This is a genomic window from Bacillus sp. Nf3 (assembly GCF_003028545.1).
GTDB classification, from domain to species: domain Bacteria; phylum Bacillota; class Bacilli; order Bacillales; family Bacillaceae; genus Bacillus; species Bacillus safensis.
Window position 1 is genome coordinate 362872 of sequence record NZ_PYUA01000002.1, and the last position, 25243, is coordinate 388114.

Sequence of the window (25243 nt, forward strand, 5' to 3'; positions counted from 1 at the left end):
GAGAGCTGCAATAGGCAGGACTCTTCTTTTTCAGGTCATGAAGGAGCTAGACAGATAATGACTATCGAAGATGATCGAATAAATGATTATATTGAACATTTAATTCACCCAAGTCCTGATGCAATCGCTCAATTAGAGATATATGCAAAAGAGCATCATGTGCCAATTATGGAAAAGGTGAGCATCGAGCTTTTACTGCAGCTTCTTTCGATGAAAAAGCCGAAGAAAATTCTTGAGGTTGGGACAGCGATTGGCTATTCCGCCATTCGAATGGCAACAGCTCTGCCAGATGCTGAGATTTATACGATTGAGCGAAATGCAAAGCGCTATGAAGAAGCGACACGGAACATTGAAGAATTAAAGTTAAAAGAAAGAATACACGTGTTTTTTGGTGATGCGATGGAATCGGCTAAAACGGTCCAAACGATGGCGCCCTATGATGTAATTTTTATTGATGCTGCAAAAGGGCAGTACAAGCGTTTTTTTGAATTGTTTGAACCGATGCTCGCTCATGACGGAATGATTATTACAGACAATGTATTATTCAAAGGCTTAGTGGCAACGAATTATGAAGAAGAAATTGAAGATAAACGAAAAAAACAATTAATTGGAAAAATTGATCGATACAATCAATGGCTCATGTCAAACCCTGATTTCCAAACGTGTATTATTCCAGTTGGAGACGGGATCGCCATTAGTACAAAAAGAGGTGACCAAACATGAAGAAACCAGAATTGCTTGTGACGCCAAGCAGCGTGTCAGACGTCATGCCATTAATTGAGGCAGGAGCTGATGCATTCTTAATAGGCGAACAAACATACGGTATTCGTCTTGCAGGTGAGTTTTCAAGAGAAGATGTGAAACAAACGGTTGAGCTTGCACATGCCCATCACAAAAAAGTGTATGTGGCGATGAATGCAATTTTTCATAATGACCGCGTGCAGCTGCTTGGAGATTATTTAACTTTTCTCGATTCATTAAACGTGGACGGTGTCGTCTTTGGAGACCCAGCCGTAATTATGGCGGCAAAAGAAACAGGAGTGAACCTGAATCTTCACTGGAGTACAGAAACGACTGGGACAAACTATTACACTTGTAACTACTGGGGTAGAAAAGGCGCATCACGTGCTGTTCTTGCAAAAGAGCTGAATATGGACAGTGTGATCGACATCAAAGAAAATGCTGAGGTGGAGATTGAAATTCAAGTCCATGGCATGACATGTATGTTTCAATCAAAACGTACGCTCATCGGCAACTACTTTGAATACCAGGGCAAACAAATGGATGTCGTAGGCAGACATATGGAGGAAGGGCTATTCCTGCATGACCAAGAGCGTCAAAACAAATACCCTATTTTCGAGGATGCAAACGGGACGCATATTATGAGTCCAAATGATGTGTGTATGATTGACGAATTAGAAGAGTTTGTTGACGCAGGCATTGACTCATTTAAAATTGACGGAATTTTAAAGTCACTTTCTTATATGACAGAGGTGACATCACTTTATAGAAAAGCAATTGATTTACTAACGACTGACAAAGACGCGTATGAAGATCAGAAAGAGGACTGGGTGAAGCGAATTGAAGAGATTCAGCCAGTGAATCGTTCGATTGATACAGGATTCTTCTTTAAAGAAACGGTTTATTAATATAAGAGGAGGCAGAGGAAATGGCATTATTGAAAGATGGTATTTCTGAAATGATTGATGGGAAACGTGTCATTACAAAAAAACCAGAACTGCTTGCACCCGCAGGAAACTTGGAAAAGCTGAAAATTGCTGTACATTATGGAGCTGACGCTGTTTTTATTGGCGGGAAAGAATTCGGGCTTCGCTCTAATGCAGATAACTTTTCAATTGAAGAAATGGCAGAGGGCGTCGCATTTGCAAACAAATATGGCGCACGCATTTATGTGACAACGAATATCTTCGCCCACAATGAAAACATGGACGGGCTGGAGGAATACCTTCAAGGGATTGAAGGCGCTGGAGTAGCAGGCATTATCGTAGCTGATCCACTGATCATTGAAACATGTAAACGTGTTGCACCGAAGCTTGAAGTCCACTTAAGCACACAGCAATCTCTTTCAAATTGGAAAGCTGTTCAATTTTGGAAGGATGAAGGGCTTGAGCGTGTGGTGCTTGCACGTGAAACAAGTGCGCTAGAAATTAGAGAAATGAAGGAAAAGGTAGATATTGAAATCGAAACTTTTATTCATGGTGCGATGTGTATCGCATACTCTGGCCGCTGCGTGCTCAGTAACCATATGACGGCAAGAGATTCTAACCGCGGCGGCTGCTGCCAGTCCTGCCGCTGGGATTATGATCTTTATAAACTAGAAGGTTCTGAGGAAGCACCATTATTTGATGAAGAAGATGCACCATTTGCGATGAGTCCAAAAGATTTGAAGCTTGTTGAATCCATTCCTCAAATGATTGAAATGGGAATTGACAGCTTAAAAATCGAAGGACGGATGAAATCCATTCATTATGTGGCCACTGTTGTCAGTGTGTATCGTAAAGTCATTGATGCGTATTGTGCTGATCCAGACAATTTTGTCATTCAGCAGGAATGGTTAGATGAATTAGATAAATGCGCAAACCGTGACACAGCACCAGCCTTTTTCGAAGGCGTACCAGGAACAGATGAACAAATGTTTGGCATCCATGGAAAGAAAACCACATTTGATTTCGCAGGTCTTGTTCTTCATTATGATGAAAAAGAACAAATCGTGACATTGCAGCAGCGTAACTTCTTTAAGCAAGGCGACGAAGTCGAATTCTTTGGACCAGAAATTGAGAATTTCACATGCAAAATTGAGACGATTTGGGATGAAAAAGGAAATGAACTAGATGCCGCTCGTCATCCGCTGCAAATCGTCAAATTCAAGCTTGATCAAAAAGTATACCCTAGCAATATGATGAGAAAGGGGAAATAACAGCCACATGAGGAGTAAACCAGTTGTCATTGGTATTGCTGGCGGCTCGGGTTCAGGTAAAACGAGCGTCACCAATTCAATCTATGAAAAATTTAAAGGACATTCCATCCTCATGCTTCAGCAAGATTTATATTACAAAAATCAAAGTCATATGCCATTTGAAGAGCGCCTGCTCACGAACTATGATCATCCGCTTGCATTCGACAATGACCTGATGTTTGAGCATTTGGAACAGCTCTTAAGGTACGAATCCATTGAAAAACCAATATATGATTTTAAACTAAACACACGTTCAGAAGAGACGGTTCATGTTGAGCCGAAGGATGTCATCATCGTTGAAGGCATTTTTGCACTAGAAGACGAACGTTTGAGAGACTTAATGGATATTAAACTGTATGTCGATACAGATGCAGACCTTCGCATCATCCGCCGCATTTTACGCGATACGAAGGAAAGAGGCCGGTCGATCGATTCTGTGATTGAACAATATGTATCTGTTGTCAGACCGATGCATAATCAATTCATTGAACCAACAAAGCGATACGCCGATATCATCATCCCAGAAGGCGGTCAAAACCATGTGGCGATCGACTTAATGGTCACAAAAATTCAAACGATTCTTCAAAACCGAGCAGAGTAAATGGTGGCGAAGAAAAAGACCTTTACACTGTAAAGGTCTTTTCAGCATCATATTAATAAACAGTCACGGAAACTTGTCCTAAGACAGACGTTCCTTTAAAAAGAGTGATAGTGGCATGGCCAGTTGAATGAGCGGTTACTACTCCAAAAGAGCTAACAGTTGCAACTCTCTGGTTATCTGTCCAATAACGTGTTGCTGCAGCATTATAGACTGAGCACTCCTGACCAACTCTCATAGGTAAACTGTAATCTTGAATCGAAATCATATCCAATGTTTTCAATCCAGAAGTGCATATATTGTTATTGACTGTGAAATCCGCTGTTTCTTTGGCTGAAGCCATGCCCATTAGTGAAAAAGATAAGGTAGAGATGGATAGAACAGAAACAATTGTTTTCTTCATGTTCATTTAAAACACTCCCTAGCATGTATTTGGTCTTGCATTGATAGAATTCAACAAAAACCAAATATTTCCTTGTTAATATTTGTTAATAATATGTGAACATTTATGAAAGCAGCATTCTCGGAAAAAATTTTGAGGGTTTGATATGATAAAAAAACAATGAAGAAAAGTACAGATGGAGAAATCACTATCACATAGCGAAAGAATGAAGTTGAAAAAGTATATTAAAAAAACGACAAACAAATCATCACAAATTTTCAAACAATTCTTGATCAAAATGCAATTTTGTAATAATATAGCATAGACATATCGTACACTGACCATATTATGTATTGGAAGATGGAGAATGGGTAAGCTATTCTTCTACATATGATCGAAATGGCCGAACGAGGTACAGGAGCTTCCTGTGCCTTTCCACAGTTTGTGCGATTTTAGACCGCTGCGGAGTGGTCCTGTCTAATAAAAGGCATAATAGTTGCATCTAAAAGGGACGCCATGTAAGATGGACTTTTACGAATATGGGACAGAAGGAATGAGGGCCTGAACATGTCCTCATTCTTGTATATTTCAGTCGTCACTCATGTGCAGAAAGTTTGTATGATGAGGATTAATAGAAGGAGTGAATGATTCATGGCACAAGAGAAAGTATTTCCAATGACAGAAGAAGGAAAGCGTAAATTAGAAGAAGAGCTTGAACATTTGAAAACGGTTAAACGTAAAGAGGTAGTAGAGCGTATTAAAATCGCTAGAAGTTTTGGAGACCTCTCTGAAAACTCGGAATATGATTCTGCTAAAGAAGAGCAGGCGTTTGTAGAAGGCCGTATTACAACGCTTGATAATATGATTCGTAATGCCAAAATTATCGAAGATGAAGGAAATTCAAATGTTGTTTCACTTGGTAAAACGGTGACATTCGTTGAATTACCAGACGGCGAAGAAGAGTCTTACACTATTGTGGGAAGTGCAGAAGCTGATCCGTTTGAAGGCAAGATTTCAAACGATTCACCGATTGCAAAAAGCCTTTTAGGTAAACAAGTAGACGACAAAGTAACCGTTCAAACACCTGGCGGAGAAATGTTCGTCCAAATTGTAAAAATTTCATAATCACGTTTATCAGGTAAACACCTCGTCCACAATAGGGACGAGGTGTTTTTATGCGCAAAAAAAGAAGAATTCAATGGACAGGTGCGATTATTTTTATGCTATTTCTCGGTCTTCTGATGAGACTGGCAGAAATTCAGCTGTTCTTCACAGAATCGTTTTCAAAGCTTGATATCAATTTAATACAAGAAAGTGTCAAACAGCGAACAGAAGAAGTCGTCATTTCAGACGGGCGCGGTGAGTTTTTAGATCGAAAAGGCCAAGCACTTCTTACAAAAGAACAGCCCGCGGTTATCTTATTTCCTTTCCTGCAATATGATCTTCCGCGCTTACAGCAAACCGCCTCTATTCTTGAGATAGAAGAGAATGAACTCAAAAAACAGTTAACAGAAACGAAAAAACCGCTCATTTTAAAAGATGACATTTCGAAAAAAAAGCTGAAAGACATCAATGATATGAAATATTCAGGTGTGTACGGCGTATATATGAAAGAGAAGGACAAAAAAAGACTTGCCCTCCACACATTAGGTTTCACAAGTGAGAATCCAGAACTATTGAGAAAGCGGTATCCTGAAAAAAAAGAACTTTCCATTCGTACTGAAATCGGCACATTTGGGCTGGAAAGCACCTTTGACGAATTTCTATTACCTGAGCAAGACACAAAATTGTTATATCATGTGGACGGAAGGGGAAACCCTTTGTTCGGTATGGACGTCAAATATACAGCAGAAGCTCATTCCTTTTATCCACTTCAGGTACAGACAACAATAGATGAAGACATGCAGGCTGAAATGGAAAAGGTGCTCAAAGAACAAGGCGTTGAAAAAGGCGGTGCCGTTCTGCTCGACATTGAAAAAAGCAGTGTACTGGCGATGGCGAGTACCCCAAATGTCACAAGCAAAAACCGGCATGAGGCAAGAAATTACATGCTGACAGCTATTGCACCAGGCTCTGTCTTTAAAACGGCTGTGCTTGCCGCAGCAATTGAAAAAAACCTTGACCAGCCACAAACCATGTATGACTGTCGAAAGAATTTATATGGAGAGCCTGAAGGAAAACAGGAAGTGCTGAATCTGACGGACAGTTTCTCAGAGAGCTGCAATTATACCTTTGCGACACTTGCTGAAAGGCTCATTCAAACAGATAATCAAATCATCGAAAAGACGGCTGCAAAGCTTGGACTCTTAGATCGAGCTGGCTGGGAAGGGGATGTCTATCATAAGCAGCACTTCAGACAGTTTGATCGTGAAGAAACAGGCAGTGTGTGGGGAGATAAAAGAGACAAGCATGTCAAAAAAGCCATTGCACAAACCGCAATAGGACAAAAAAATGTCAAAACGACTCCTCTGCAAATCGCGAATATGATGGCTACGATCGCAAGAGGAGGAGAACGAAAAGAAGTGAAAATCGCAGAAAAAGTGCTGTATCAAAACGGAACAACGATGCTGACCTTTCAAAACAAACGGCCTGAAGGGAGCAGCATAGACCGCTATACAGCGCAAAAGCTGCAAAAATTCTTAAGACAGGTGGTGACCTCTGACAAGGGAACCGGAAGAAGGTTTCAAGATTTGCCATACGATGTAGCGGGGAAATCAGGTACTGCCCAAACCGGCGGTCAAGACAAAAAGGGGAATCCGCTTTATCATAAGTGGTTTGCTGGATACTTTCCGGTAGAAAAACCAAAATATGCCCTTGTCGTTGTTCACCTTGACGAGACAAGTGGCCGGGCTAAGACAAATGATGCGTTTTATGATATTGTAAAAAAGGTCAATGAAATTGAAAAGAAACAGACATAGAACATCCCTTCATGACATGTTAGAATAGTAACGACTTAGGGAACAGAGGCAAAGGAGTGCAGAGATTTTGAGTAGAAATTCTCGATTTGAACATCGTGATAAGCGCAGAAAGGCAAATATGGTGCTTAACATATTAATTGGTATCGTTGTGGTGCTTATTTTGGTTGTCGCATCGAGTTTGTTAATTTTTAATAAGCCGAAAGATCCAGATGTAGCGAAAGAACCATCAAAAACGGCACCTGCAACAAGTGAAAATAAACAAAACTCAGAAGAAGATGTGAAAGATCCAAAGAAAGACACATCCGATGATTCAGATGCAAAAAAAGATGATTCATCTGATCAAGACGACGATACGAAGAAGACAGATGATGAAGAAAAACCTAATAAAGATGCGTTAAAAGATGCCAAAGAAACAGACGGCGGCAAAACAAGTGACGTCGACAAAACATACGAAAACGATGACTGGGAGCCTGTAGGAACAGAGCAATCCGGTTCACATACAGCAACCTATGATTCGAGCTCAAAAGACTGGAAAGAAATGATCAAAGCCATGTCCTATGCGACAGGAATTTCAGAAGATCAAATGACCGTTCTTTGGTTAGGAAATAACGGAGGTCCTCAAGATGCAAAAGGAACCATCCGTGATAAATCAACAGGTGAACGCTACCGCGTGGAAATTACGTGGGTAGATGAAAAAGGCTGGAAACCTGTGAAGGTTGAAAAATTAAGATAAACATGAAAAAAAGATAGCATATTTGCTATCTTTTTTGTTTAGACATTCGCTTTAAAATGAACAACTGCTGTATACAAAATCCGCTCATCGATCACGGTCGTTTGATGACTGACGGAATGAACGGTCAGCAGAATCGCCTGATTATGTTCAATTTGTTTTTGGATCTTTTGTTCAAGTTCTTTTAAAGATGTTGCTTCAAAAAATTCAATTTTATCCTTTAAAAAATCCAGCTGAAAATCCATTTGATTCACCTCTCTATACTCTTCATTCATCTTAATCTCTCTCCCTCAGAAGGGCAAATGTTTTTCTACCTCTCCCAGTATTTTTTAGTAGGAAAGAAACAGAAGTTGTGGTAGGATAGGAACTGTTCGATGGAATAAAACATACTATACGCATAGGAATAAAAAGATAAAGTGGAGGGAAAGAAAATGGGACGTGAATTTCTTTCTTTATTTGATCATTGGGCTGACTCTTATGACGACACGGTAAGTGGTCATGACGAGCAGTATAAAGAAGTGTTTCGCCGGTATCCGGCTATTTTAAAAGAAATTACCCGCCGTTCAGGCCAATATGTTCTTGAGTTTGGAAGCGGTACGGGGAATCTAACAGTGCTCCTGCTTGCAGCTGATAAAAACGTGTTTGGTGTTGAACCATCAGATGCCATGAAGAAAGCAGCTCTTCAAAAAGGAATACCAAATATATTTCATGATGGGGATTTTTTATCATTTCCAGCGCCGCCTTTTGAGCCGGATACGATCGTCAGCTCATATGCATTCCACCATTTAACGGATGAAGAAAAAAAACAAGCCATTCACACCTATAGCAACATCCTTCACTCAGATGGTAAAATAGTCTTTGCTGATACAATGTTTCAAAATCAAGCAGCACATCAAGCTGAAATCGACAAAGCGAGAGCTGCAGGGTTCGATCAGCTTGCAGAGGATTTAGAAACGGAATATTATCCATCCATTGATGTGTTAAAGCAAATCTTTGAAGAAGAAGGTTTTAGCACATCCTTTCATCAAATGAATGATTTTGTTTGGATCGTAGAAGCAAAGAAAAGGGAATGAAAGGATGTTTTGTTTTGAAAATCGCAGTTATAGGTGCAATGGAAGAAGAAGTGACGATTTTAAGAGATCAACTAAAGAATGCTACACAAGAAAACATCGCTGGGTGTGAATTTACAACAGGTGTTTATGAAGATAAAGAAGTGATTTTATTAAAATCAGGGATTGGAAAAGTAAATGCAGCGGTCAGCACAACATTACTGCTTGACCGCTTTCAGCCAGATTATGTGATCAATACAGGATCTGCTGGCGGTTTCCATCACTCATTAAATGTAGGTGATATTGTCATCTCTACTGATGTGAGACATCATGATGTAGATGTGACCATCTTTGATTACGAATATGGACAAGTGCCGGGACTTCCAGCTGCTTTCATTGCAGATGAAAAGCTTGTAAAGCTGGCAGAGGAATCTGCTTTAGAGATCGATCATATTCAAGTGGCAAAAGGAACAATTGCAACAGGAGATTCATTTATGAATGATCCGGATCGTGTAGCGTTTGTAAGAGAGAAGTTTCCAGAGCTATATGCGGTGGAAATGGAAGCTGCGGCCGTTGCACAAGTATGCCAGCTCTTTGGTACGCCATTTGTTGTCGTTCGTGCGCTATCAGATATTGCAGGGAAAGAATCCAATATCTCCTTTGATCAATTCCTTGAGCAAGCAGCGATTCACTCAACCGACCTTGTCTTGCGTATGATAAAGCAAACACAATAAAAGAAGGGGTTTCCCCCTTCTTTTCCATGCAAAGGAAGGGAATTATATGGCTGTCATAAAGGATATTACCGAATTAATTGGCCGCACACCGCTTTTAAAGCTGTCAGGGATTGGCGTCCCAGAAGGCGTTGAGGTGTATGCAAAGCTTGAGATGATGAATCCAGGTGGAAGTATTAAAGATCGTTTAGGTGATATGCTCATCAGAGAAGCATTAGCATCTGGCAAACTGCGTCCAGGCGGAACCATTATTGAAGCAACTGCTGGAAACACAGGAATTGGGCTTGCCCTAAGTGCAAGAAAGCATCAATTGCAGACCATTTTTTGTGTACCAGAACATTTTAGTCAAGAAAAACAACAGGTGATGAAGGCGCTCGGTGCAGAGATTATTCATACGCCGAGAAAAGAAGGCATGAAGGGTGCGATTGATCGAGCCCTTGAACTAGAGGCAAGCCTTGACAATGCCTATTGTGTTTTACAATTTAAAAACCAAGTAAATCCATTGACTTACTACAGAACACTCGGTCCGGAATTATGGTCCGACTTAAAAGGGAATATCGATGTATTCGTCGCAGGAGCAGGATCTGGCGGGACTTTTCAAGGTTGTGCCGCCTATTTAAAAGAGCAGCATCCGTCGTTAAAAACGGTTGTTGTGGAGCCTGAAGGGTCAATTTTAAATGGTGGGGATCCGGGCCCGCATAGAACGGAAGGAATTGGTCTTGAATTTATCCCAGATTATATGGAGCAGGCTTTATTCGATGAAATTTACACTATCAGTGATGATGATGCGTTTCGAATGGTGAAAGAAGCAGCTGAAAAAGAAGGTGTTCTCATCGGCAGTTCTTCTGGTGCCGCTTTATTTGCCGCTTTAGAGGAAGCAAAGAAAGCAGCACCTGGGACAGTCATTGTCACCATTTTTCCTGACAGCAGTGAGCGATATTTAAGTAAAGGAATTTATGAGGGAGGAAAATAGAATGAAACCAAAAACAATGATGATTCACAGCGGAACAACGGGTGATGAAAGAACAGGCGCCGTGTCTGTACCTATTTACCAAGTGAGCACGTATAAGCAACCGAAAGCAGGCGAACATACGGGGTATGAATACTCCAGAACAGCAAATCCAACAAGAACAGCCCTGGAAACAGTCATTCGTGATCTTGAAGGAGGAGCAAACGGCTACGCATTTGGTTCAGGGATGGCAGCCATTACGGCGGTGATGATGCTGTTTAACAGCGGGGATCATATTGTCCTGACAGATGACGTGTACGGCGGAACCTACCGCGTCATCACAAAGGTGCTAAACCGAATTGGCATTACTGCAACCTTTGTTGACACAAGTGATCCTGAAGCGGTGAAAAAAGCCATTTTACCTGAAACAAAAGCCGTTTACATTGAATCACCAACCAATCCTTTACTCAAAATGACGGATCTAAAAGCGATTGGCGAATTGACAAAGGAAGCCAACATCTTGATGATTGTCGATAATACATTTTTCACACCGTATTTCCAAAAGCCGATTGAATATGGCGCGGACATTGTTCTGCACAGTGCGACTAAATATTTAGGCGGTCATAGTGATGTCGTAGGCGGGCTTGTCGTCACAGCGACGAAAGAGCTTGGGGAAGAACTGCACTTTGTTCAAAACTCGACAGGCGGAATCCTTGGACCGCAGGATTCATGGCTTCTCATGAGAGGGATGAAAACACTTGGGCTAAGAATGGAAGCACATCAACAAAATGCACAGAAAATCGCTGAGTTTTTAAAGCAACATCCAGCTGTCACACGTGTTTATTATCCAGGTCTCGGTACTCATCCTGGCCATGAACTTGCGAAAACACAAGCATCTGGCTTCGGCGGAATGATCTCTTTTGATATTGGAAAAGAAGAACATGTTGATGTATTTTTGAGCCAGCTAAAGCTGTTTACGATCGCAGAAAGCCTTGGAGCAGTAGAAAGCTTAATTTCTGTCCCTGCCCGGATGACCCATGCGTCCATTCCAAAAGACCGCAGGGAGGAGCTTGGCATCACAGATGGTTTAATTCGTATTTCCGTTGGGATTGAAGATGTTGATGATTTACTACATGATATCAAGCAAGGACTTAGCGCGCTGGCGAATGGATAGATTTACATGCTCCTCGCTTTCTCTCACTATGTTAAGCTATGAATAGACATTGATAACTGGAAGGTGAAACAAGTGAAGAAAAAGTGGAGTGATTTAGTGACAGATTACAAGCAGTACGCTTTTATTTTGCTTGCTGTCAGCACCTTTTTATATATTGGTACGATCTTACCGAACCAGCACATCGAAGCATCTCCAAAAATGCTGATGATGGGAATAGATTGTGTTTTCTTATTAGCAGCTTTTGTTTGTGTTAAACGTGCGATTTTCTTTCAAAAGAAACTGCAAGAATTAGATGAAGATTAATTCGAAAGCCTCCTCATGTGCCTGAGGGGGCTTTTTTCATTGTATTGGACAATCGGACAAGAATAACTGTAGAAATTTAGTCAAAAACACAAAAATCATCTATATTACTAAAAACAGGTTTACAAAATGGTGCTTGCTGGATATACTTACAAAGTAATTAAAAAAACGTAAAGGAGGCTGAAGAATATGTTATTCGTATCTACTTGTGATCAATTCAACCAACAATTTCATCATGTCATCAGCCTGTGGAAGAGTTCGTGTTCTTCCTTTGCCTTATACGGTGCACGCTTTATAACTGTTTAAGTAGTAAACGAGGATTTCACACGTATCATCCATTGCAGGTTGGAAGACAATGTCTTTTGAGCTGTATTTTTGTGTGCCCGCAGGTCAACTGATAAAGAAGATCTGCGGGCTATTTCGCGTGCTGCGAACTGAAGGGAGGTGAGCGTATATGACAATCCATTTATTTTTTATTACATTGACGATCAAACGTAAATACAAGGATATTGAGACTGTTCTTTACGAACAAGAAGTCGAAACATTTTATGAAGAAATGAAACAGAAACAACTAAAGTATATGAACTAAAACAGGAAATGAAAAAAGTGAAAAGGAGGAGATTGACATGTTTATGATGCTTGCCATGCTTGATTGTTATACGAGGGAGAAGGACCAGGTTTAGACACGCTCCACATTGATCACCTGCACATATGATAACCGTAAAAGGAGATTGTGAGGTGATCAATAAATGTCGATGTCACCATATATGAGATTTCCGTCTGTTGGGCACGGATATGCATCTATTCCGCATTCCTTAAAGCACGGGTACGGCAATCCATACCGCATGCAAAGAGAGCAAGAGGAAATGCTCAGACGTTATATGTATCAGTACCGGACTTATTGGTATTAAAGAAAAGGAGCAGGAAACGTCATGGTTTCCTGCTCCTTTTACATTAGCAAATCCAGCTTGCACCAATGATGATCAACAAAATGAACAGTACAACAAGCAATGCGAATCCGCCTGCAAAACCGCCACCGTAGCCACCGCAGTAGCCTCCAGAATAACCGCCAAAGCCCATAATCTAGCACCACCTTTATCTTATCAAGATACATTTATAAATTATGCAGCTCATGCAGAAAACGAAATCAATCTGAGCACAAATAATGAAAACGCCTATTCAGGTCAAAAAATTTTCACTTTCTGCGAAACATTTTCTGAAAAGGAGCGTCTTATAAAGGACAAATAAATTAGGACTAGGTCTTAATTTTTGTTAGGTGAGAGCCGATATGAAAAGTAAGAAAATTTGTAAATAGTTATATTTACTGGTGAAAAGCAGGTGTTAACATTGATTCAAAGCTGGATTGGAAAACAAATGAGGGAACCAAAAGGCTTGTTCTCAAAATGGGTTGCCCGCTATATGGAAAAAAATCATCATAATATCAATGAATGGACGCTTCAACTCTTAAATATACAAGAAAATGACCGAATTTTAGAAATTGGGACTGGAAGAGGCATCACCTTATCAAAGGTAGCAGAAAAACTTGACCGCGGAAAAGTATATGGAGTGGATGCCTCTCGTCATATGATTAAATATGCAAAAAGAAAACATAAGAAGCTTGCGGAACAGGACAAAGCCGTTATTACGCTTGGCAAGGCTGAGCAATTACCTTTTGAAGACAGATCATTCAATAAATTATTTACGGTGCAGACGATCTATTACTTGAAGGATATTGAGCAAGTTATGAAGGAAGTGTACCGAGTCCTTCAAGTGGATGGTGAAGTATTTTTATCTTTTCAAAAGCAGGAGCTGATAAAGGAACAAAAACGGTCAACATCTTTTTCATCGTACAGTGAACAAGAGATCAGCCGTCTGTTTTCAGCATATCACTTTAGAGAAGTCTCGGTTTATCACTATGATACATACATTTGTATCAAAGCTTTAAAATGATGAAAATATTTCCCAGGTAATGAACAAGCACTCAAAAAGAGGCTCTTCGTCAGAGGAGCCTCTTTGCCTGCAATCGAATGTAAAAATAAATAAAGGCTCTTCATCAGAAGAGCCTTTTGTATGTAAGGTAGGCGCCAGCCAGGTGTGTAAGGAATGATAGTATATATAAGGAATTTGTTTGTCGATTAAGGATACCTGTCTGGCTTATTTATTATATCGACACCATTCTTCAAAAGTTTAGCTTTTTTTTCAATATTTTCTTTTTTATTTCACTGGAAGACACATTTTTCTTTCTCACGTAGACATGTATCTCCTTCTTTTTCACATAATGTGCGGTTTGAAGAAGGAAATTGCTTAAGAAATAGAGAAAATTGTAGAGACTTCATTTTTAAACAAAAGGGAGGAATGAAATCATGTCGGGAAACAAAGGTGTCGTTTATAAAGGAGCAGGAAAAGTAGCAGTTGAGGATATTGGATACCCTGATTTGGTCTTAAAAGATGGCCCGGGTGTACCTAAAGCCAATGTGGGGCGCAAATGTGAGCATGGCGTCATTTTAAAAGTAGTGACGACGAATATTTGCGGAAGTGATCAACACATGGTAAGAGGGCGTACGACTGCACCTGAAGGACTTGTCCTTGGTCATGAAATTACAGGTGAAGTCGTTGAAGTTGGGCGAGATGTGGAGTTTATTCAAAAAGGAGATCTCGTATCCGTTCCGTTTAATATTGCATGCGGACGCTGCGTCATGTGTAAGGAACAAAAAACCCATGTGTGCTTAAATGTAAACCCGGACCGTCCAGGCTCTGCCTATGGATATGTAGATATGGGCGGATGGGTTGGCGGTCAATCCGAGTATGTCATGGTTCCATATGCAGATTTTCAGCTGCTCAAATTTCCAGACAAAGATCAAGCGATGGAAAAAATCCTTGATCTGACAATGCTTTCTGATATTTTCCCGACAGGTTTTCATGGTGCTTATACGGCAGGAGTAAAGCCTGGTTCGACCGTATATATTGCAGGTGCTGGCCCAGTAGGTCTTGCAGCAGCCCATTCGGCTCAGCTTCTTGGCGCATCTGCTGTGATTGTTGGAGATTTGAATGAGCAAAGACTGGAGCAGGCAAGAAGCTTCGGCTGCGAGACGATCAATTTACGAAAACATGATCGAATCGGCGAACAAATTACGAATATTTTAGGGGAGCCAGAAGTCGATTGTGCTGTCGATTGTGTCGGCTTTGAAGCTTCGGGTCATGGAGATCAGGGAGAAGCACCAGCGACCGTTTTAAATACAATTATGGATATTACCAAAGTTGGCGGCAAGCTTGGAATTCCAGGGCTTTACGTCACAGAAGATCCAGGAGCAGTGGATGCCGATGCAAAAGTCGGTTCTCTGAAAGTGCGAATTGGACTTGGCTGGGCGAAAGCTCATACCTTTGTGACAGGTCAAACCCCTGTTATGCAATATCATCGCAGTTTAATGAAATCCATTTTAAGCGGAAGAGCACAGATCGCCAAAGCCGTCAATGCGACCGTCATTGACCTTGATCAAGCCCCTAAAGGATATAGTGACTTTGATTCGGGTGTGGCGAAGAAATTTGTCATTGACCCGCACGGGATGCTTTCTCGATAATTTTTAACATGAAAGGAGCCGCTCAATAAAATGGGACGGCTCTTTATTGTGGAAAATCCAATCTATTTCAAAGGGGAGGAATCAGATGAATGCAGATCAAGCCAAAAGAAGAGTTATAGAACAATTTGGGAGAAATGCAGAAAAGTATGTGACGAGTCAAACTCATGCAAAGGGAGCAGACCTAGATCTCATTGTTGAATGGGCAGCTCCAGAAGAAAGCTGGGTCGTTCTCGATATAGCAACTGGTGGCGGGCATACCGCAAAAACACTGGCTCCATATGTGAAACAAGTGTTTGCGACGGATTTAACGAAAGACATGCTTTCTCATACATCACTTCATTTAAAAGCGTATCCACAAATTTTTTATGTAGTAGCGGATGCAGAAAGCCTTCCTTTTTTAGATGGCACATTTGATATGGTCACATGCCGAATTGCAGCACACCATTTCCCGCACCCTGAACAGTTTGCCAAAGAGGCATCTCGTGTATTAAAGTCAAATGGTCTGTTTTTCTTTATTGATAATGTTTCTCCAAATGATGAAGAGCTTGCACTATTTATCAATGAGCTGGAACGATTGAGAGACCCAAGTCATGTCTCCTGTCTATCGACAAAACAATGGGGGAAATTGTTTTTAGAAGAGGGATTAAAAGAAGTGAGATCAATGGAACGAAAAAAACGTTATCCTTTTCAGGAATGGGTCAAGCGAACAACGAAAACTTTAAAGGAAGAAGAGATCGTTACAAAATACTTGTTAGATGCTAACGAGAAGATAAAGCAATATTATAGATTGAAAAAGACAGAGGATCAAATAGGATCAATAGAGGTAGATGACTGGATTGCTCTTTTCAGGAAAGGGTAAAAGCAATTCATTCAAACCAGTCATAGAAAGGAAGCAATCATATGCTGAATTTTAAAGGAAAAACCGTCATCATCACAGGCGCAGCCAATGGAATTGGTGAAGCGGTCGCCTGCGGCTATGCAAAAGAAGGGGCGCGTGTGGTGCTTGCTGATATTGATGAAGAAAAGGGAAAGCGTTTGGAGGAGCAGCTGAGAAAAGAGTCCTATGAAGTTTATTTCTTCAAAACGGATGTGAAACAGGAGAAGGATATTCAGCGCTTAATGTCGTTTGCGGCGGAGCGCTGCAAAACGATTGATATTCTCATCAATAATGCAGGCGTCATGTGCACAGCATCGCCTTATGAGTTAACAGTCGATGAGTGGGATCATGTGCTGCATACAAACGTAAGAGGGACTTTCTTATGTGCTAGAGAAGCAGCGCGTTTTATGAAAGAGAATCCAAACGGCGGTTCCATTGTGAATATTTCTTCTACCCGTGCGACCATGTCAGAGCCTCATACAGAAGCATATGCTGCATCAAAAGGCGGGATTTCCGCGCTTACTCATGCCTTGGCGGTTTCTTTTAGTCAGGATCACATTACGGTGAATAGCATTTCCCCTGGGTGGATTGAAACGAAGGATGAGAAAAGTCTTCGAGAAATTGACCATCAGCAGCATCTTTCCAATCGAGTCGGCACGCCAAAGGATATTGTGAAAGCTTGTTTTTATTTAACAGATGAAGACAATCAATTTGTGACCGGCACAGATTTGGTTGTTGATGGCGGCATGACTAGAAAAATGATTTATGCGGATTAACATGAAAAAAACATTGACGCTTTGATCAAGCGGCAGTACAATATGTAACAATTCAGCTGAAGATCGTGATGAAAAAAAGACACAGCGCCAATAGAGAAGAGTACATCATAGCTGCCCCACACAGAGAACTCCGTGAAGCTGAGAAGGAGCTGGGAAGCATGATGGAACCAAGCCTCTTAGCTCTGCACCGGATTCTCTCGGATGGTGGTGCAGCGAATTTCTCCCGTTACAGAGAAGGGTGAGTGATCACCCGCTAAGGTTCATCTGGCAACAGATGAATGAACTGAGGTGGCAACGCGGAGTAAATCCCGTCCTCAAGACAGAAATGTCTTGGGGGCGGGATTTTTTTTTATGACAAATAGGGGGGACAATGATGAAAAAACATTGGCGGGATATGAGTATTTTGCTTGGAGCCATCGGGATCGCAAACATAGGAGAATGGATTTATATGATTGCCCTCCATCTGCTTATTTTTCAAGAAACGGGCTCTGTTCTTGCTGTAACAGCAGTTTATTTGCTAAGACCGGCAGCTTCTCTTTTGACCAATAGCTGGTCTGGCAGTTTGATTGACAGGCTGAATCAGCGGAATGTGATGATCAGTTTAGATATTACCCGTGCTTTGCTCATTGCATGCATCCCTTTTGCCTTATTTTCAGGACATCTGCTTATCCTGTATGTCATGGTGTTTTTCATACAGATGGCACAAGCGATGTTTCATCCAGCGTCGATGGTGTATATGACTGGACTCATCCCGGCCGATAACCGAAAACGGTTTAATGCCATTCGCTCTTTATTACAATCCGGTGGATTTTTACTTGGACCCGCAGCAGCAGGTCTGCTTTTTCTCATCGGGACGCCTGTTCTTTCAATTTATGTAAATGCGTTCTGCCTTTTGATATCTGCTCTGTTAACGATGTGTTTACCGAATTTGCTCAAAACAGATGCTGGCCAAAAGGGGTTTTCCCTTTCAATGTTAAAAGAGGATGCAAAGCTGGTTCTGCGATTTAGTCTGACGTCACGCCAAATCATGGCGGTATATTTATTATTTAGCGCGGCAATATCGGTCCTTCCTACAGCCATTGACTCACTTGAAACAGTTTTTGCAAAAGAAGTACTGATGCTGACTGATACCCAATATGGCCTTCTTGTTAGTGTGGCTGGAGCAGGCATCATCGCAGGGGCAAGTCTTAATTCGGTCATTGTCGAAAGGCTGTCAGTTTCGCTGATGCTTGGAGTCGGCAGTTTGTTTGTGGCGTTTGGCTATCTTATATATGCATTTTCCAGCACACTATTTGTAGCAGCCGGTGGTTTTTTTATATTAGCCTTCTTTTTAGCTTTTGCGAATACAGGTTTTATGACGTTCTATCAAACAAATATCCCAGTAGAGGTGATGGGAAGGATAGCCAGCTTTTATGCTTTCATTGAAGCCATTTTGACAATAGCCATGACGGGAATATTCGGCGGGCTCGCTCATATTTTATCGATCAGAATGTCCGTCATCATTGGGTGTATTTGTATGCTTCTTATCTGTCTATTGCTATGTTTTGTCATCTTTCGTCCATTGACTGTCAAAAAAATAGTGCATCCTACTTAGAAAATTAAAAAAATTATGTTATCATTATTTAAGTAAGTTAATTAAATTGATGAGAAAAGGAGTCTTACAAATGAAAGCACTACGCTGGCACGATCAAAAGGACATTCGACTAGAGGAAATTGACGAACCAACAGTTGCTCCAGGTAAAGTGAAACTGAAAGTAAAATGGTGCGGCATTTGTGGTAGTGATTTACATGAATATTTAGGCGGACCGATCTTCATTCCTGTGAATGAACCTCATCCACTTACAAAAGAAAAAGCACCAATTACATTGGGACACGAGTTCTCTGGGGAAGTTGTTGAAGTAGGAGAAGGCGTAAGCAATTACAAAGTAGGCGATCGAGTGGTTGTAGAACCTATTTTTGCAACTCACGGGCATCAAGGTGCTTATAACTTAGATGAAAACATGGGCTTTTTAGGACTTGCCGGAGGCGGCGGTGGATTCTCTGAATATGTATCAGTTGATGAAGAATTACTTCATTTATTACCAGACGAAATCTCCTATGAGCAAGGCGCGCTTGTTGAGCCTTCTGCAGTTGCTTTATATGCGGTACGTTCTAGTAAAGTACAAGCTGGGGATACAGCGGCTGTGTTTGGCTGCGGACCAATTGGTTTACTTGTCATTGAAGCATTAAAAGCAGCTGGTGCTACTGATATTTATGCAGTTGAATTATCGAAAGAACGCCAAGAGAAAGCAAAAGAGCTTGGAGCGATCATTGTAGATCCTTCTCAATATGAAGATGTTGTTCAAGAAATCGCAAGCCGTACAAATGGTGGCGTCGATGTTTCTTTTGAAGTGACGGGTGTACCTGTTGTATTGAAGCAAGCAATCCAATCAACTAAAATTGCAGGCGAAACAGTCATTGTGAGTATTTGGGAAAAAGGCGCAGAAATTATGCCGAATGATATTGTCATCAAAGAACGTACAGTGAAAGGAATTATCGGCTACAGAGACGTATTCCCATCTGTATTAAACTTAATGAGAAAAGGCTATTTCTCTGCAGACACACTCGTCACGAAAAAAATCAAGCTGGACGATGTGATCGAGGATGGCTTCCATGCTTTAATCAATGAAAAAGATCAAGTGAAAATTTTAGTCAGTGCTGAATAAGTAAGATAACAAAGGGAATGGCATAAGCCATTCTCTTTTTTATGTGATCAGATTAAGAGAGCTGCGGTTGAATAGTGATAATTGAAAAGATGTTTAATAGAGCGAGAAGAGGATGTCGTCATATTCGGCTCAACACCAAAAGAACTGATAACACACCAAAAAAGGGTGAATAAAAAAGTCGATCAGGTTTTTGTGCCTGATCGACTTTTTAACGCCCGAGAGTTCTGCCGTATACGCTGACACGTTTCTCTAATAATGCAAAAGCTAATTCAAAGAAAATGCTCAGCAGCCAATAGATCAAAGCGGAGACGAGATAAGTTTCTAAAAACTGATAGCCGTCATTTGCAATGATCCGGGAAATACCCATGATTTCGAGTACCCCAATTGTAAACGAAAGAGATGTCGCTTTTAATAGCTGAACGAGCTGATTGCCTAGGTTCGGTAAGGCCACAACAAAAGCCTGCGGCAAAATAATGCGAATCATCGCCTGCCTTGTGGTCATGCCTACAATTTTTGCCGCTTCCAGCTGCCCTTTGTCTACTGCGAGAAGTGCACTTCGGACCACCTCTGTTAAATGGGCGGCTGAATGCAGGCTGAAGGTAATGAGAGCAACAGCTAATGGGGAGACCATATCCGGGTGAAAGGTCAGCCCGAATGTGCCGCTCATGCTAGTTAGAACAAAAGGAAGCCCATAAAAGAAAGCAAACAGTTGAACAATAAGAGGCGTTCCTCTAAAAAAGGAGACGTAGAGCGTGACCAGCTGCCTGAGTACAGGGATGCGAAAGAGACGAATGAAAGCAAAAACAGATCCGATCACAAGACTCACAGCCATAGAAACTAGTGCAATTAATAAGGTGAAAGGAACGCCTTTTAGAATATGAGGTACTTGGTCAATCGCAAATGGAATATCAATGGTTTGCATCTAAATCGCCTCCTTAACGTGACAGGCTGGTGCGGCCTTTTACAAATTTCTTTTCAAGCAGCATGGTGACTAGTTCAATGCTCATACAAATGAGCCAGTACACAATCGCAATGATCACGTACACTTCAAACATGCCGATTCCGTAGTTATTCCCTAAGATGATCTTCACCTGTCCCATAATATCGATGAGCCCGATCGTAAAGGCAATCGCCGTGTCTTTCACAAGATCAATGGTGTAATTTCCGAGGTTTGGCAGAGCAATGAGAAAGGCCTGCGGGATAATGATCCTGATCAAGGCCTGTGTATCTGTCATCCCAACAATGTAGGCGGCTTCCAGCTGATCTTTCCCAACTGATGAATATGCACTGCGAAAAACTTCAGATAAATAAGCGCCCGTATGTAAAGAGAACGTCATCATCACAAATAACACACGATCCCAATGGTTGATTTGAATTCCTGCCACAAGTAAAAGCTGAGGCAGTCCAAAATAAATTAAGAATAACTGAACAATTAATGGCGTACTTCGTGTAAAAGATAAATAGACAACAGCCAATTGCTTCAGCACTGGGATTTGCTTAATACGAATGCATGCAAATAAAAGCCCTATTATGATAGCGGAAAACAATGATACTACAATAATGAGAAAAGTGAGTGGCAGGCGTTCAAGCACCTGTAAAAAGATCCGCAGCCAATCTCCAGCTGTAAACGTCATGACGCTTCCTTCCTTTCTTCATATTGATAGCCTTGCTCTGAGATGTAGTCAATATCTTGAAAGAAATCAACCCCAAACCACTTTTTCGCAAGCTTAGGCAATGTTCCATCATCAATCATCTCTTGTGTAACCCGGTCCAAATCTGCTGCAAGCTGTTTTTGACTTGGCTGTAAGACAAGATAGATTGGCTCCTTTGACACGATCCCGCCCACTTTGACCTTCAGGTTCAGATGCTGTTGAATGGTATCAAAGGTTGAAATATTCATAAACGCAGCATCAGACCGTCCGCTTTCAACGCGCTTTAAGTTGAGTTCATTTGAAGGGCTTTCAATGGTTGTCAGCGGAATATCTGGATCATGTTCTTCATTATATTGATTTAATATGGAACGCAATCCGCCGCTAGGACTGACAGGAGCCAGCTTTTTAGATGTCATATCGTCAAGCGATTGAATATCCTGGTTTGATTCATTCACAATTAAACCTGTCATCGAATAGCCGTACGGAACCTTAGGATAAAGAAACCGCTTTTCGCGTTCAGGGTTACTGAAAAACCAATTAGCCGCCATTTCAAACTTCCCAGCGCCAACACCAATAAGATTGGATTCTTCTTCGCCAAAGATGTAATCAAAATGGATGTGCGGAAGTCTTTTTTCCACTTCATTTAAATAATCAATGTTATAGCCAATTGGTTCGTTTCGGTCATTTGTGGCTAAAAAGGGTGGATTGACCTCTGCACTCAGTGCGACCTTCACAATTTGTTTCCCATCATCTGTTGTTGTTTTTACACTGCTGCAGCCAATCAAAGAGAGGAGAAACAGAAGGACACCAGATGTCATGAATGCTGTCTTTTGCTTCATATGTCTTCCTCCGATCCTTGCCACATTCCGCGATGAATTCTGGATAAAAATTGTTTCGTTCGTTCATGCTGAGGCTTCATCAGAACATCTTCTGGTGAGCCTTTTTCAACAATTTCCCCATCTGCCATAAAGATCACCGTATCCGCTACGTCCTTTGCAAAGGAAATTTCATGCGTCACAATGACCATCGTCATCCCTTGGCTTGCAATATCCTTGATCATTTCAAGGATTTCTCCAACCATCTCTGGGTCCAGTGCGGACGTTGGTTCATCAAACAGAAGCACCGCAGGATTCATCGCAAGAGCGCGGGCAATTCCAATCCGCTGCTGCTGCCCGCCAGATAGTTCACTCGGAAATGCATCCTTTTTATGAAGCAGTCCAATCCGCGTTAAAAATTGCTCTCCAACCTTTTCTGCTTCTTTCTTAGACATGTTTTGAGACACAATCAATCCCTCTGTAATATTTTCAAGTGCCCGTTTATTTTGAAACAAGTGATAATGCTGAAATACCATGGAAGATTGCTGCCTTAGTTTTAAAAGATCTTTTTTATGATATCGTTCAAATTGAATCGTGGCTTCTCCAACAGTCAGCTCTCCTTTGTCTGGAATGTCGAGGCTGTTTAAACTGCGGAGAAGTGTTGTTTTTCCTGATCCGCTCGGTCCAATAATTGCGACCACTTCACCTTCTTGTACGGAGAAATCAATGCCTTTTAACACATGGGTCTGCCCATAAGATTTATGTAGATTAGTAGCTGAGATCATAAAAGCATCACGTTCCTTTGACAGATGTACTTAATATTGATAAAATTTAACACATTAAATCCTATAAGTAAAGTGTGTTTTATTCATTCCAATTGGAAAAATGAGATATCATAGATTGTGAGAAACAGAGGAGTTGGATACATTTTGTCTAAAGCATTATTTGTTGATACCGATTTTCAAAAAACATGGCTCAATCAGCTGGAATCTCTTCGTGAAACGATCGAACAAAACGCAAAAAAACATGATGAAGGCGCCTATTTTCCTAAAAAGAATATCGAATCATTAGTAAACATGGGATATACAACCCTGTCTCTCCCCGCTGAATATGGAGGCGGAGGTCAATCTGTAACAGATATGGTTCTATTTCAAGAAACGCTTGGGAGCATGGACGGAGCAACTGCCTTATCGATCGGCTGGCACCAAGGAGTTGTAGGTGAAATTTATGAAAAGAAACTATGGAATGAGAAACAGCTGCAATTCTTTGCGGAAGAAGTGAAGAAGGGCGCCCTTGTCAACCGCGCTGTGAGTGAGGCGCAAACAGGCAGCCCAACAAGAGGCGGCAAGCCTGGAACAACAGCGATTAAATCAGGTGATCGCTGGGTGATCAATGGACGTAAAATTTTCACAACGATGTCACCAGCTCTCACATACTTTTTAGTCGGCGTATGGATTGAAGAAAAAGAAGCGATGGGATTCTTCTTAATTCCCCGTGATACAGAAGGTGTTTCTATAGAAGAAACATGGGATGTTGTCGGCATGAGAGGAACAGAAAGCCATGATTTAATCTTAGATCAAGTTGTGGTCTCAGATGACATGCTTGTTGAAGTGCAAAAAGGACCTCGAGGCGGTACATTAAACCCTTGGATCGCACATATTCCTTCCTGCTATTTAGGGATTGCGCAAGCGGCAAGAGATTATGCAGTTCAGTATGCCATCACTCATTCACCGAACAGTATCAGCGGAACGATTAGTGACCTGCCAAATGTCCAAACATTGATTGGCGAAATTGATTTACTACTAAAGCAAGCACGCCACGTCATCTATTCAACGACAACATTGTATGAGCAGCCTGAGAAAAGAGAGCTGTTAATCAATGAATTCGGTGCAGTGAAGCATACAGTCGTCAATCATAGTCTGCAGGTGGTTGATAAAGCCATGCGTTTAGTCGGTGCAAAAAGTTTGAGTCTTGGCTGTCCGCTGCAGCGTTACTATCGAGATATTCGTGCTGGGCTCCATAACCCGCCAATGGATGATATGACGATTTCAAAAATCGCGAAGCAGGCCATTGAAGAGAAAAAAGAAAGCTAATATGATCAGAAAGCCGGATGAAACCGGCTTTTTTTATTTGGCAGAAAAGAGGACAAGCGTACCTTATGTCTCATCGCTCAGGCATGCTACAATCGATACAAATCATGGGAAAAGGAGCGGTTTTTTGAAGAAAAAGCATATGAAATGGCTAGTTTCCTTCATTTTGCTGATGGCGCTTTGTATCGGTCAGCCGTCATCAAGTGAGGGAACATCACCAGCATGGTCAGTAGATGAATTCTTGAAAGACAGGGAAGGCACATTTGTGATACAAGAAGTAAAAGAAAAATCGCCATGGGTATATAACAAAAAAAGAGCGAATAAGCGCTTTGCCCCACAATCAACATTTAAAGTGGCAAATGCCCTCATCGGACTCCAAACCGGCGCGGTGAGAGATGAATATGACATCAAATATTGGGACGGAGTAAAAAGAGAAATTGATAACTGGAATAAGGATCATACACTGGGCTCTGGCATGAGAGATTCAGTCGTCTGGTACTATCAAGCCATGGCGCGTGACATCGGGGAAGAACGCATGAGCCATTGGGTGAAAACCATACACTATGGCAATGAAGACATATCTGGCGGAATCGATCAATTTTGGTTAAGCAGTTCGTTGCGCATTTCTCCAGTAGAACAAGTCCATTTCCTCAAACAGCTATATGAAGAAAGTCTCCCATTTGACCTATCTGTCATGAGAACGGTCAAACGAATGATGATACAAGAAGAAGAGAAACATGCCACCCTATACGGAAAAACAGGCTCCGGCTCAGGCATCGGCTGGTACGTAGGCTTCATCAAACATAAAAACAAAACCTACATCTTCGCCACAAATATCGAAGGCACAGGACTAGAAGCAAAAGAAATCACCTATCGTATTTTGAAAAAATATCATTTGATTGAAGCATCCGTGTAGGGTGCTTTTTTATATGAAAAAGGAGA

At 41.3% G+C, this 25243-nt stretch carries 29 protein-coding genes; 22 read left to right on the forward strand and 7 right to left on the reverse strand.

All coding sequences use genetic code 11. The features are described from left to right. Positions 1 to 57 precede the first annotated feature (57 nt). Genes C9414_RS06610 through udk form a run of 4 tightly spaced genes read left to right on the forward strand, consistent with a single transcriptional unit; the run spans position 58 to position 3578 of the window. Positions 58 to 723: an O-methyltransferase gene (locus C9414_RS06610; RefSeq protein WP_107163309.1), complete on the forward strand. Its 666-nt coding sequence runs from the start codon at positions 58 to 60 to the stop codon at positions 721 to 723. Next, the gene (locus C9414_RS06615) at positions 720 to 1649 is read left to right on the forward strand and encodes a peptidase U32 family protein (protein ID WP_039180246.1); all 930 of its coding nucleotides are present in this window, start codon (positions 720 to 722) and stop codon (positions 1647 to 1649) included. The genes C9414_RS06610 and C9414_RS06615 overlap by 4 nt, the downstream gene beginning before the upstream one ends. A gap of 20 nt (positions 1650 to 1669) precedes the next feature. Continuing rightward, positions 1670 to 2938 (forward strand): peptidase U32 family protein, encoded by a 1269-nt coding sequence (locus tag C9414_RS06620; protein WP_107163310.1) that lies wholly within the window; start codon positions 1670 to 1672, stop codon positions 2936 to 2938. 7 nt (positions 2939 to 2945) lie between these two features. Continuing rightward, complete coding sequence (udk, locus tag C9414_RS06625; RefSeq protein WP_024423106.1) at positions 2946 to 3578, forward strand: uridine kinase; 633 nt, start codon at positions 2946 to 2948, stop codon at positions 3576 to 3578. A 52-nt stretch (positions 3579 to 3630) separates the two neighbouring features. Here udk and C9414_RS06630 read toward each other — a convergent pair whose 3' ends face one another. Beyond that, positions 3631 to 3984 (reverse strand): Ig-like domain-containing protein, encoded by a 354-nt coding sequence (locus C9414_RS06630; RefSeq protein WP_047202505.1) that lies wholly within the window; start codon positions 3982 to 3984, stop codon positions 3631 to 3633. Positions 3985 to 4608: 624 nt separating this feature from the next. Here C9414_RS06630 and greA point away from each other — a divergent pair. The 3 genes from greA (at position 4609) to C9414_RS06645 (ending at position 7608) form a co-directional block, all read left to right on the forward strand. Then, on the forward strand, positions 4609 to 5082 hold the full coding sequence (gene greA, locus C9414_RS06635) for a transcription elongation factor GreA (protein WP_047202506.1): 474 nt from the start codon (positions 4609 to 4611) through the stop codon (positions 5080 to 5082). A gap of 50 nt (positions 5083 to 5132) precedes the next feature. After that, positions 5133 to 6875, forward strand: coding sequence for a peptidoglycan D,D-transpeptidase FtsI family protein (locus C9414_RS06640; RefSeq protein ID WP_107163311.1), 1743 nt, complete (start codon positions 5133 to 5135; stop codon positions 6873 to 6875). A gap of 67 nt (positions 6876 to 6942) precedes the next feature. Next, entirely contained in the window at positions 6943 to 7608 is a 666-nt protein-coding gene (locus C9414_RS06645; RefSeq protein ID WP_095409110.1) for a YrrS family protein, read from the forward strand. Between the two features lie 38 nt (positions 7609 to 7646). On the opposite strand, the gene C9414_RS06650 is transcribed toward C9414_RS06645, so the two are convergent. Beyond that, positions 7647 to 7850 (reverse strand): YrzA family protein, encoded by a 204-nt coding sequence (locus C9414_RS06650; RefSeq protein WP_024423103.1) that lies wholly within the window; start codon positions 7848 to 7850, stop codon positions 7647 to 7649. Between the two features lie 186 nt (positions 7851 to 8036). On the opposite strand from C9414_RS06650, the gene C9414_RS06655 reads away from it, so the two are divergent. The 7 genes from C9414_RS06655 (at position 8037) to C9414_RS20155 (ending at position 12719) form a co-directional block, all read left to right on the forward strand. Further along, entirely contained in the window at positions 8037 to 8678 is a 642-nt protein-coding gene (locus C9414_RS06655) for a class I SAM-dependent DNA methyltransferase (protein WP_107163312.1), read from the forward strand. A gap of 14 nt (positions 8679 to 8692) precedes the next feature. Beyond that, positions 8693 to 9388, forward strand: coding sequence for a 5'-methylthioadenosine/S-adenosylhomocysteine nucleosidase (gene mtnN, locus C9414_RS06660; protein WP_024423101.1), 696 nt, complete (start codon positions 8693 to 8695; stop codon positions 9386 to 9388). A 46-nt stretch (positions 9389 to 9434) separates the two neighbouring features. Beyond that, on the forward strand, positions 9435 to 10358 hold the full coding sequence (locus C9414_RS06665) for a PLP-dependent cysteine synthase family protein (RefSeq protein ID WP_107163313.1): 924 nt from the start codon (positions 9435 to 9437) through the stop codon (positions 10356 to 10358). A gap of 1 nt (position 10359) precedes the next feature. After that, positions 10360 to 11508, forward strand: coding sequence for a bifunctional cystathionine gamma-lyase/homocysteine desulfhydrase (locus C9414_RS06670; RefSeq protein WP_039180222.1), 1149 nt, complete (start codon positions 10360 to 10362; stop codon positions 11506 to 11508). A gap of 72 nt (positions 11509 to 11580) precedes the next feature. Then, positions 11581 to 11811 carry a YrhC family protein gene (locus tag C9414_RS06675; protein WP_034279976.1) on the forward strand — a complete coding sequence of 77 codons (231 nt, stop codon included), beginning with the start codon at positions 11581 to 11583 and terminating at the stop codon, positions 11809 to 11811. A 451-nt stretch (positions 11812 to 12262) separates the two neighbouring features. After that, positions 12263 to 12397 (forward strand): YrzI family small protein, encoded by a 135-nt coding sequence (locus C9414_RS06680; RefSeq protein ID WP_064497892.1) that lies wholly within the window; start codon positions 12263 to 12265, stop codon positions 12395 to 12397. Between the two features lie 160 nt (positions 12398 to 12557). Beyond that, positions 12558 to 12719: a hypothetical protein gene (locus C9414_RS20155; RefSeq protein WP_155267112.1), complete on the forward strand. Its 162-nt coding sequence runs from the start codon at positions 12558 to 12560 to the stop codon at positions 12717 to 12719. A 43-nt stretch (positions 12720 to 12762) separates the two neighbouring features. On the opposite strand, the gene C9414_RS21305 is transcribed toward C9414_RS20155, so the two are convergent. Continuing rightward, positions 12763 to 12888: a YjcZ family sporulation protein gene (locus C9414_RS21305; protein ID WP_008342643.1), complete on the reverse strand. Its 126-nt coding sequence runs from the start codon at positions 12886 to 12888 to the stop codon at positions 12763 to 12765. Positions 12889 to 13155: 267 nt separating this feature from the next. Here C9414_RS21305 and C9414_RS06690 point away from each other — a divergent pair, with 267 nt between their 5' ends. From C9414_RS06690 to C9414_RS06715, 6 genes are all read left to right on the forward strand, one after another. Beyond that, positions 13156 to 13758, forward strand: a complete 603-nt coding sequence (locus tag C9414_RS06690) for a class I SAM-dependent methyltransferase (protein WP_047201970.1) — start codon at positions 13156 to 13158, stop codon at positions 13756 to 13758. A gap of 413 nt (positions 13759 to 14171) precedes the next feature. Next, complete coding sequence (gene fdhA, locus C9414_RS06695; RefSeq protein WP_024423097.1) at positions 14172 to 15386, forward strand: formaldehyde dehydrogenase, glutathione-independent; 1215 nt, start codon at positions 14172 to 14174, stop codon at positions 15384 to 15386. A gap of 85 nt (positions 15387 to 15471) precedes the next feature. Further along, the gene (locus tag C9414_RS06700; RefSeq protein ID WP_107163314.1) at positions 15472 to 16245 is read left to right on the forward strand and encodes a class I SAM-dependent methyltransferase; all 774 of its coding nucleotides are present in this window, start codon (positions 15472 to 15474) and stop codon (positions 16243 to 16245) included. Between the two features lie 44 nt (positions 16246 to 16289). Next, positions 16290 to 17039, forward strand: a complete 750-nt coding sequence (locus tag C9414_RS06705) for an SDR family NAD(P)-dependent oxidoreductase (protein ID WP_107163501.1) — start codon at positions 16290 to 16292, stop codon at positions 17037 to 17039. A gap of 373 nt (positions 17040 to 17412) precedes the next feature. Further along, entirely contained in the window at positions 17413 to 18633 is a 1221-nt protein-coding gene (locus C9414_RS06710; RefSeq protein ID WP_107163315.1) for an MFS transporter, read from the forward strand. A 70-nt stretch (positions 18634 to 18703) separates the two neighbouring features. After that, positions 18704 to 19744 carry a 2,3-butanediol dehydrogenase gene (locus C9414_RS06715; protein WP_107163316.1) on the forward strand — a complete coding sequence of 347 codons (1041 nt, stop codon included), beginning with the start codon at positions 18704 to 18706 and terminating at the stop codon, positions 19742 to 19744. A 208-nt stretch (positions 19745 to 19952) separates the two neighbouring features. Here C9414_RS06715 and C9414_RS06720 read toward each other — a convergent pair whose 3' ends face one another. The 4 genes from C9414_RS06720 to C9414_RS06735 are packed head-to-tail and all read right to left on the reverse strand — an operon-like array spanning position 19953 to position 22996. After that, complete coding sequence (locus C9414_RS06720; protein WP_047201963.1) at positions 19953 to 20666, reverse strand: amino acid ABC transporter permease; 714 nt, start codon at positions 20664 to 20666, stop codon at positions 19953 to 19955. Positions 20667 to 20679: 13 nt separating this feature from the next. After that, entirely contained in the window at positions 20680 to 21378 is a 699-nt protein-coding gene (locus C9414_RS06725) for an amino acid ABC transporter permease (protein WP_107163317.1), read from the reverse strand. Further along, on the reverse strand, positions 21375 to 22235 hold the full coding sequence (locus tag C9414_RS06730; RefSeq protein WP_107163318.1) for an amino acid ABC transporter substrate-binding protein: 861 nt from the start codon (positions 22233 to 22235) through the stop codon (positions 21375 to 21377). Before C9414_RS06730 ends, C9414_RS06725 begins: the two co-directional genes overlap by 4 nt. Continuing rightward, a complete protein-coding gene (locus C9414_RS06735) occupies positions 22232 to 22996 on the reverse strand; it encodes an amino acid ABC transporter ATP-binding protein (protein ID WP_047201961.1) in 765 nt (254 codons plus the stop codon). The genes C9414_RS06730 and C9414_RS06735 overlap by 4 nt, the downstream gene beginning before the upstream one ends. A 144-nt stretch (positions 22997 to 23140) precedes the next feature. On the opposite strand from C9414_RS06735, the gene C9414_RS06740 reads away from it, so the two are divergent. Further along, entirely contained in the window at positions 23141 to 24304 is a 1164-nt protein-coding gene (locus C9414_RS06740) for an acyl-CoA dehydrogenase family protein (protein WP_107163319.1), read from the forward strand. 124 nt (positions 24305 to 24428) lie between these two features. Next, positions 24429 to 25217 (forward strand): BPU family class D beta-lactamase, encoded by a 789-nt coding sequence (gene blaBPU, locus C9414_RS06745; RefSeq protein ID WP_107163502.1) that lies wholly within the window; start codon positions 24429 to 24431, stop codon positions 25215 to 25217. The last annotated feature ends 26 nt before the right edge of the window (positions 25218 to 25243 follow it).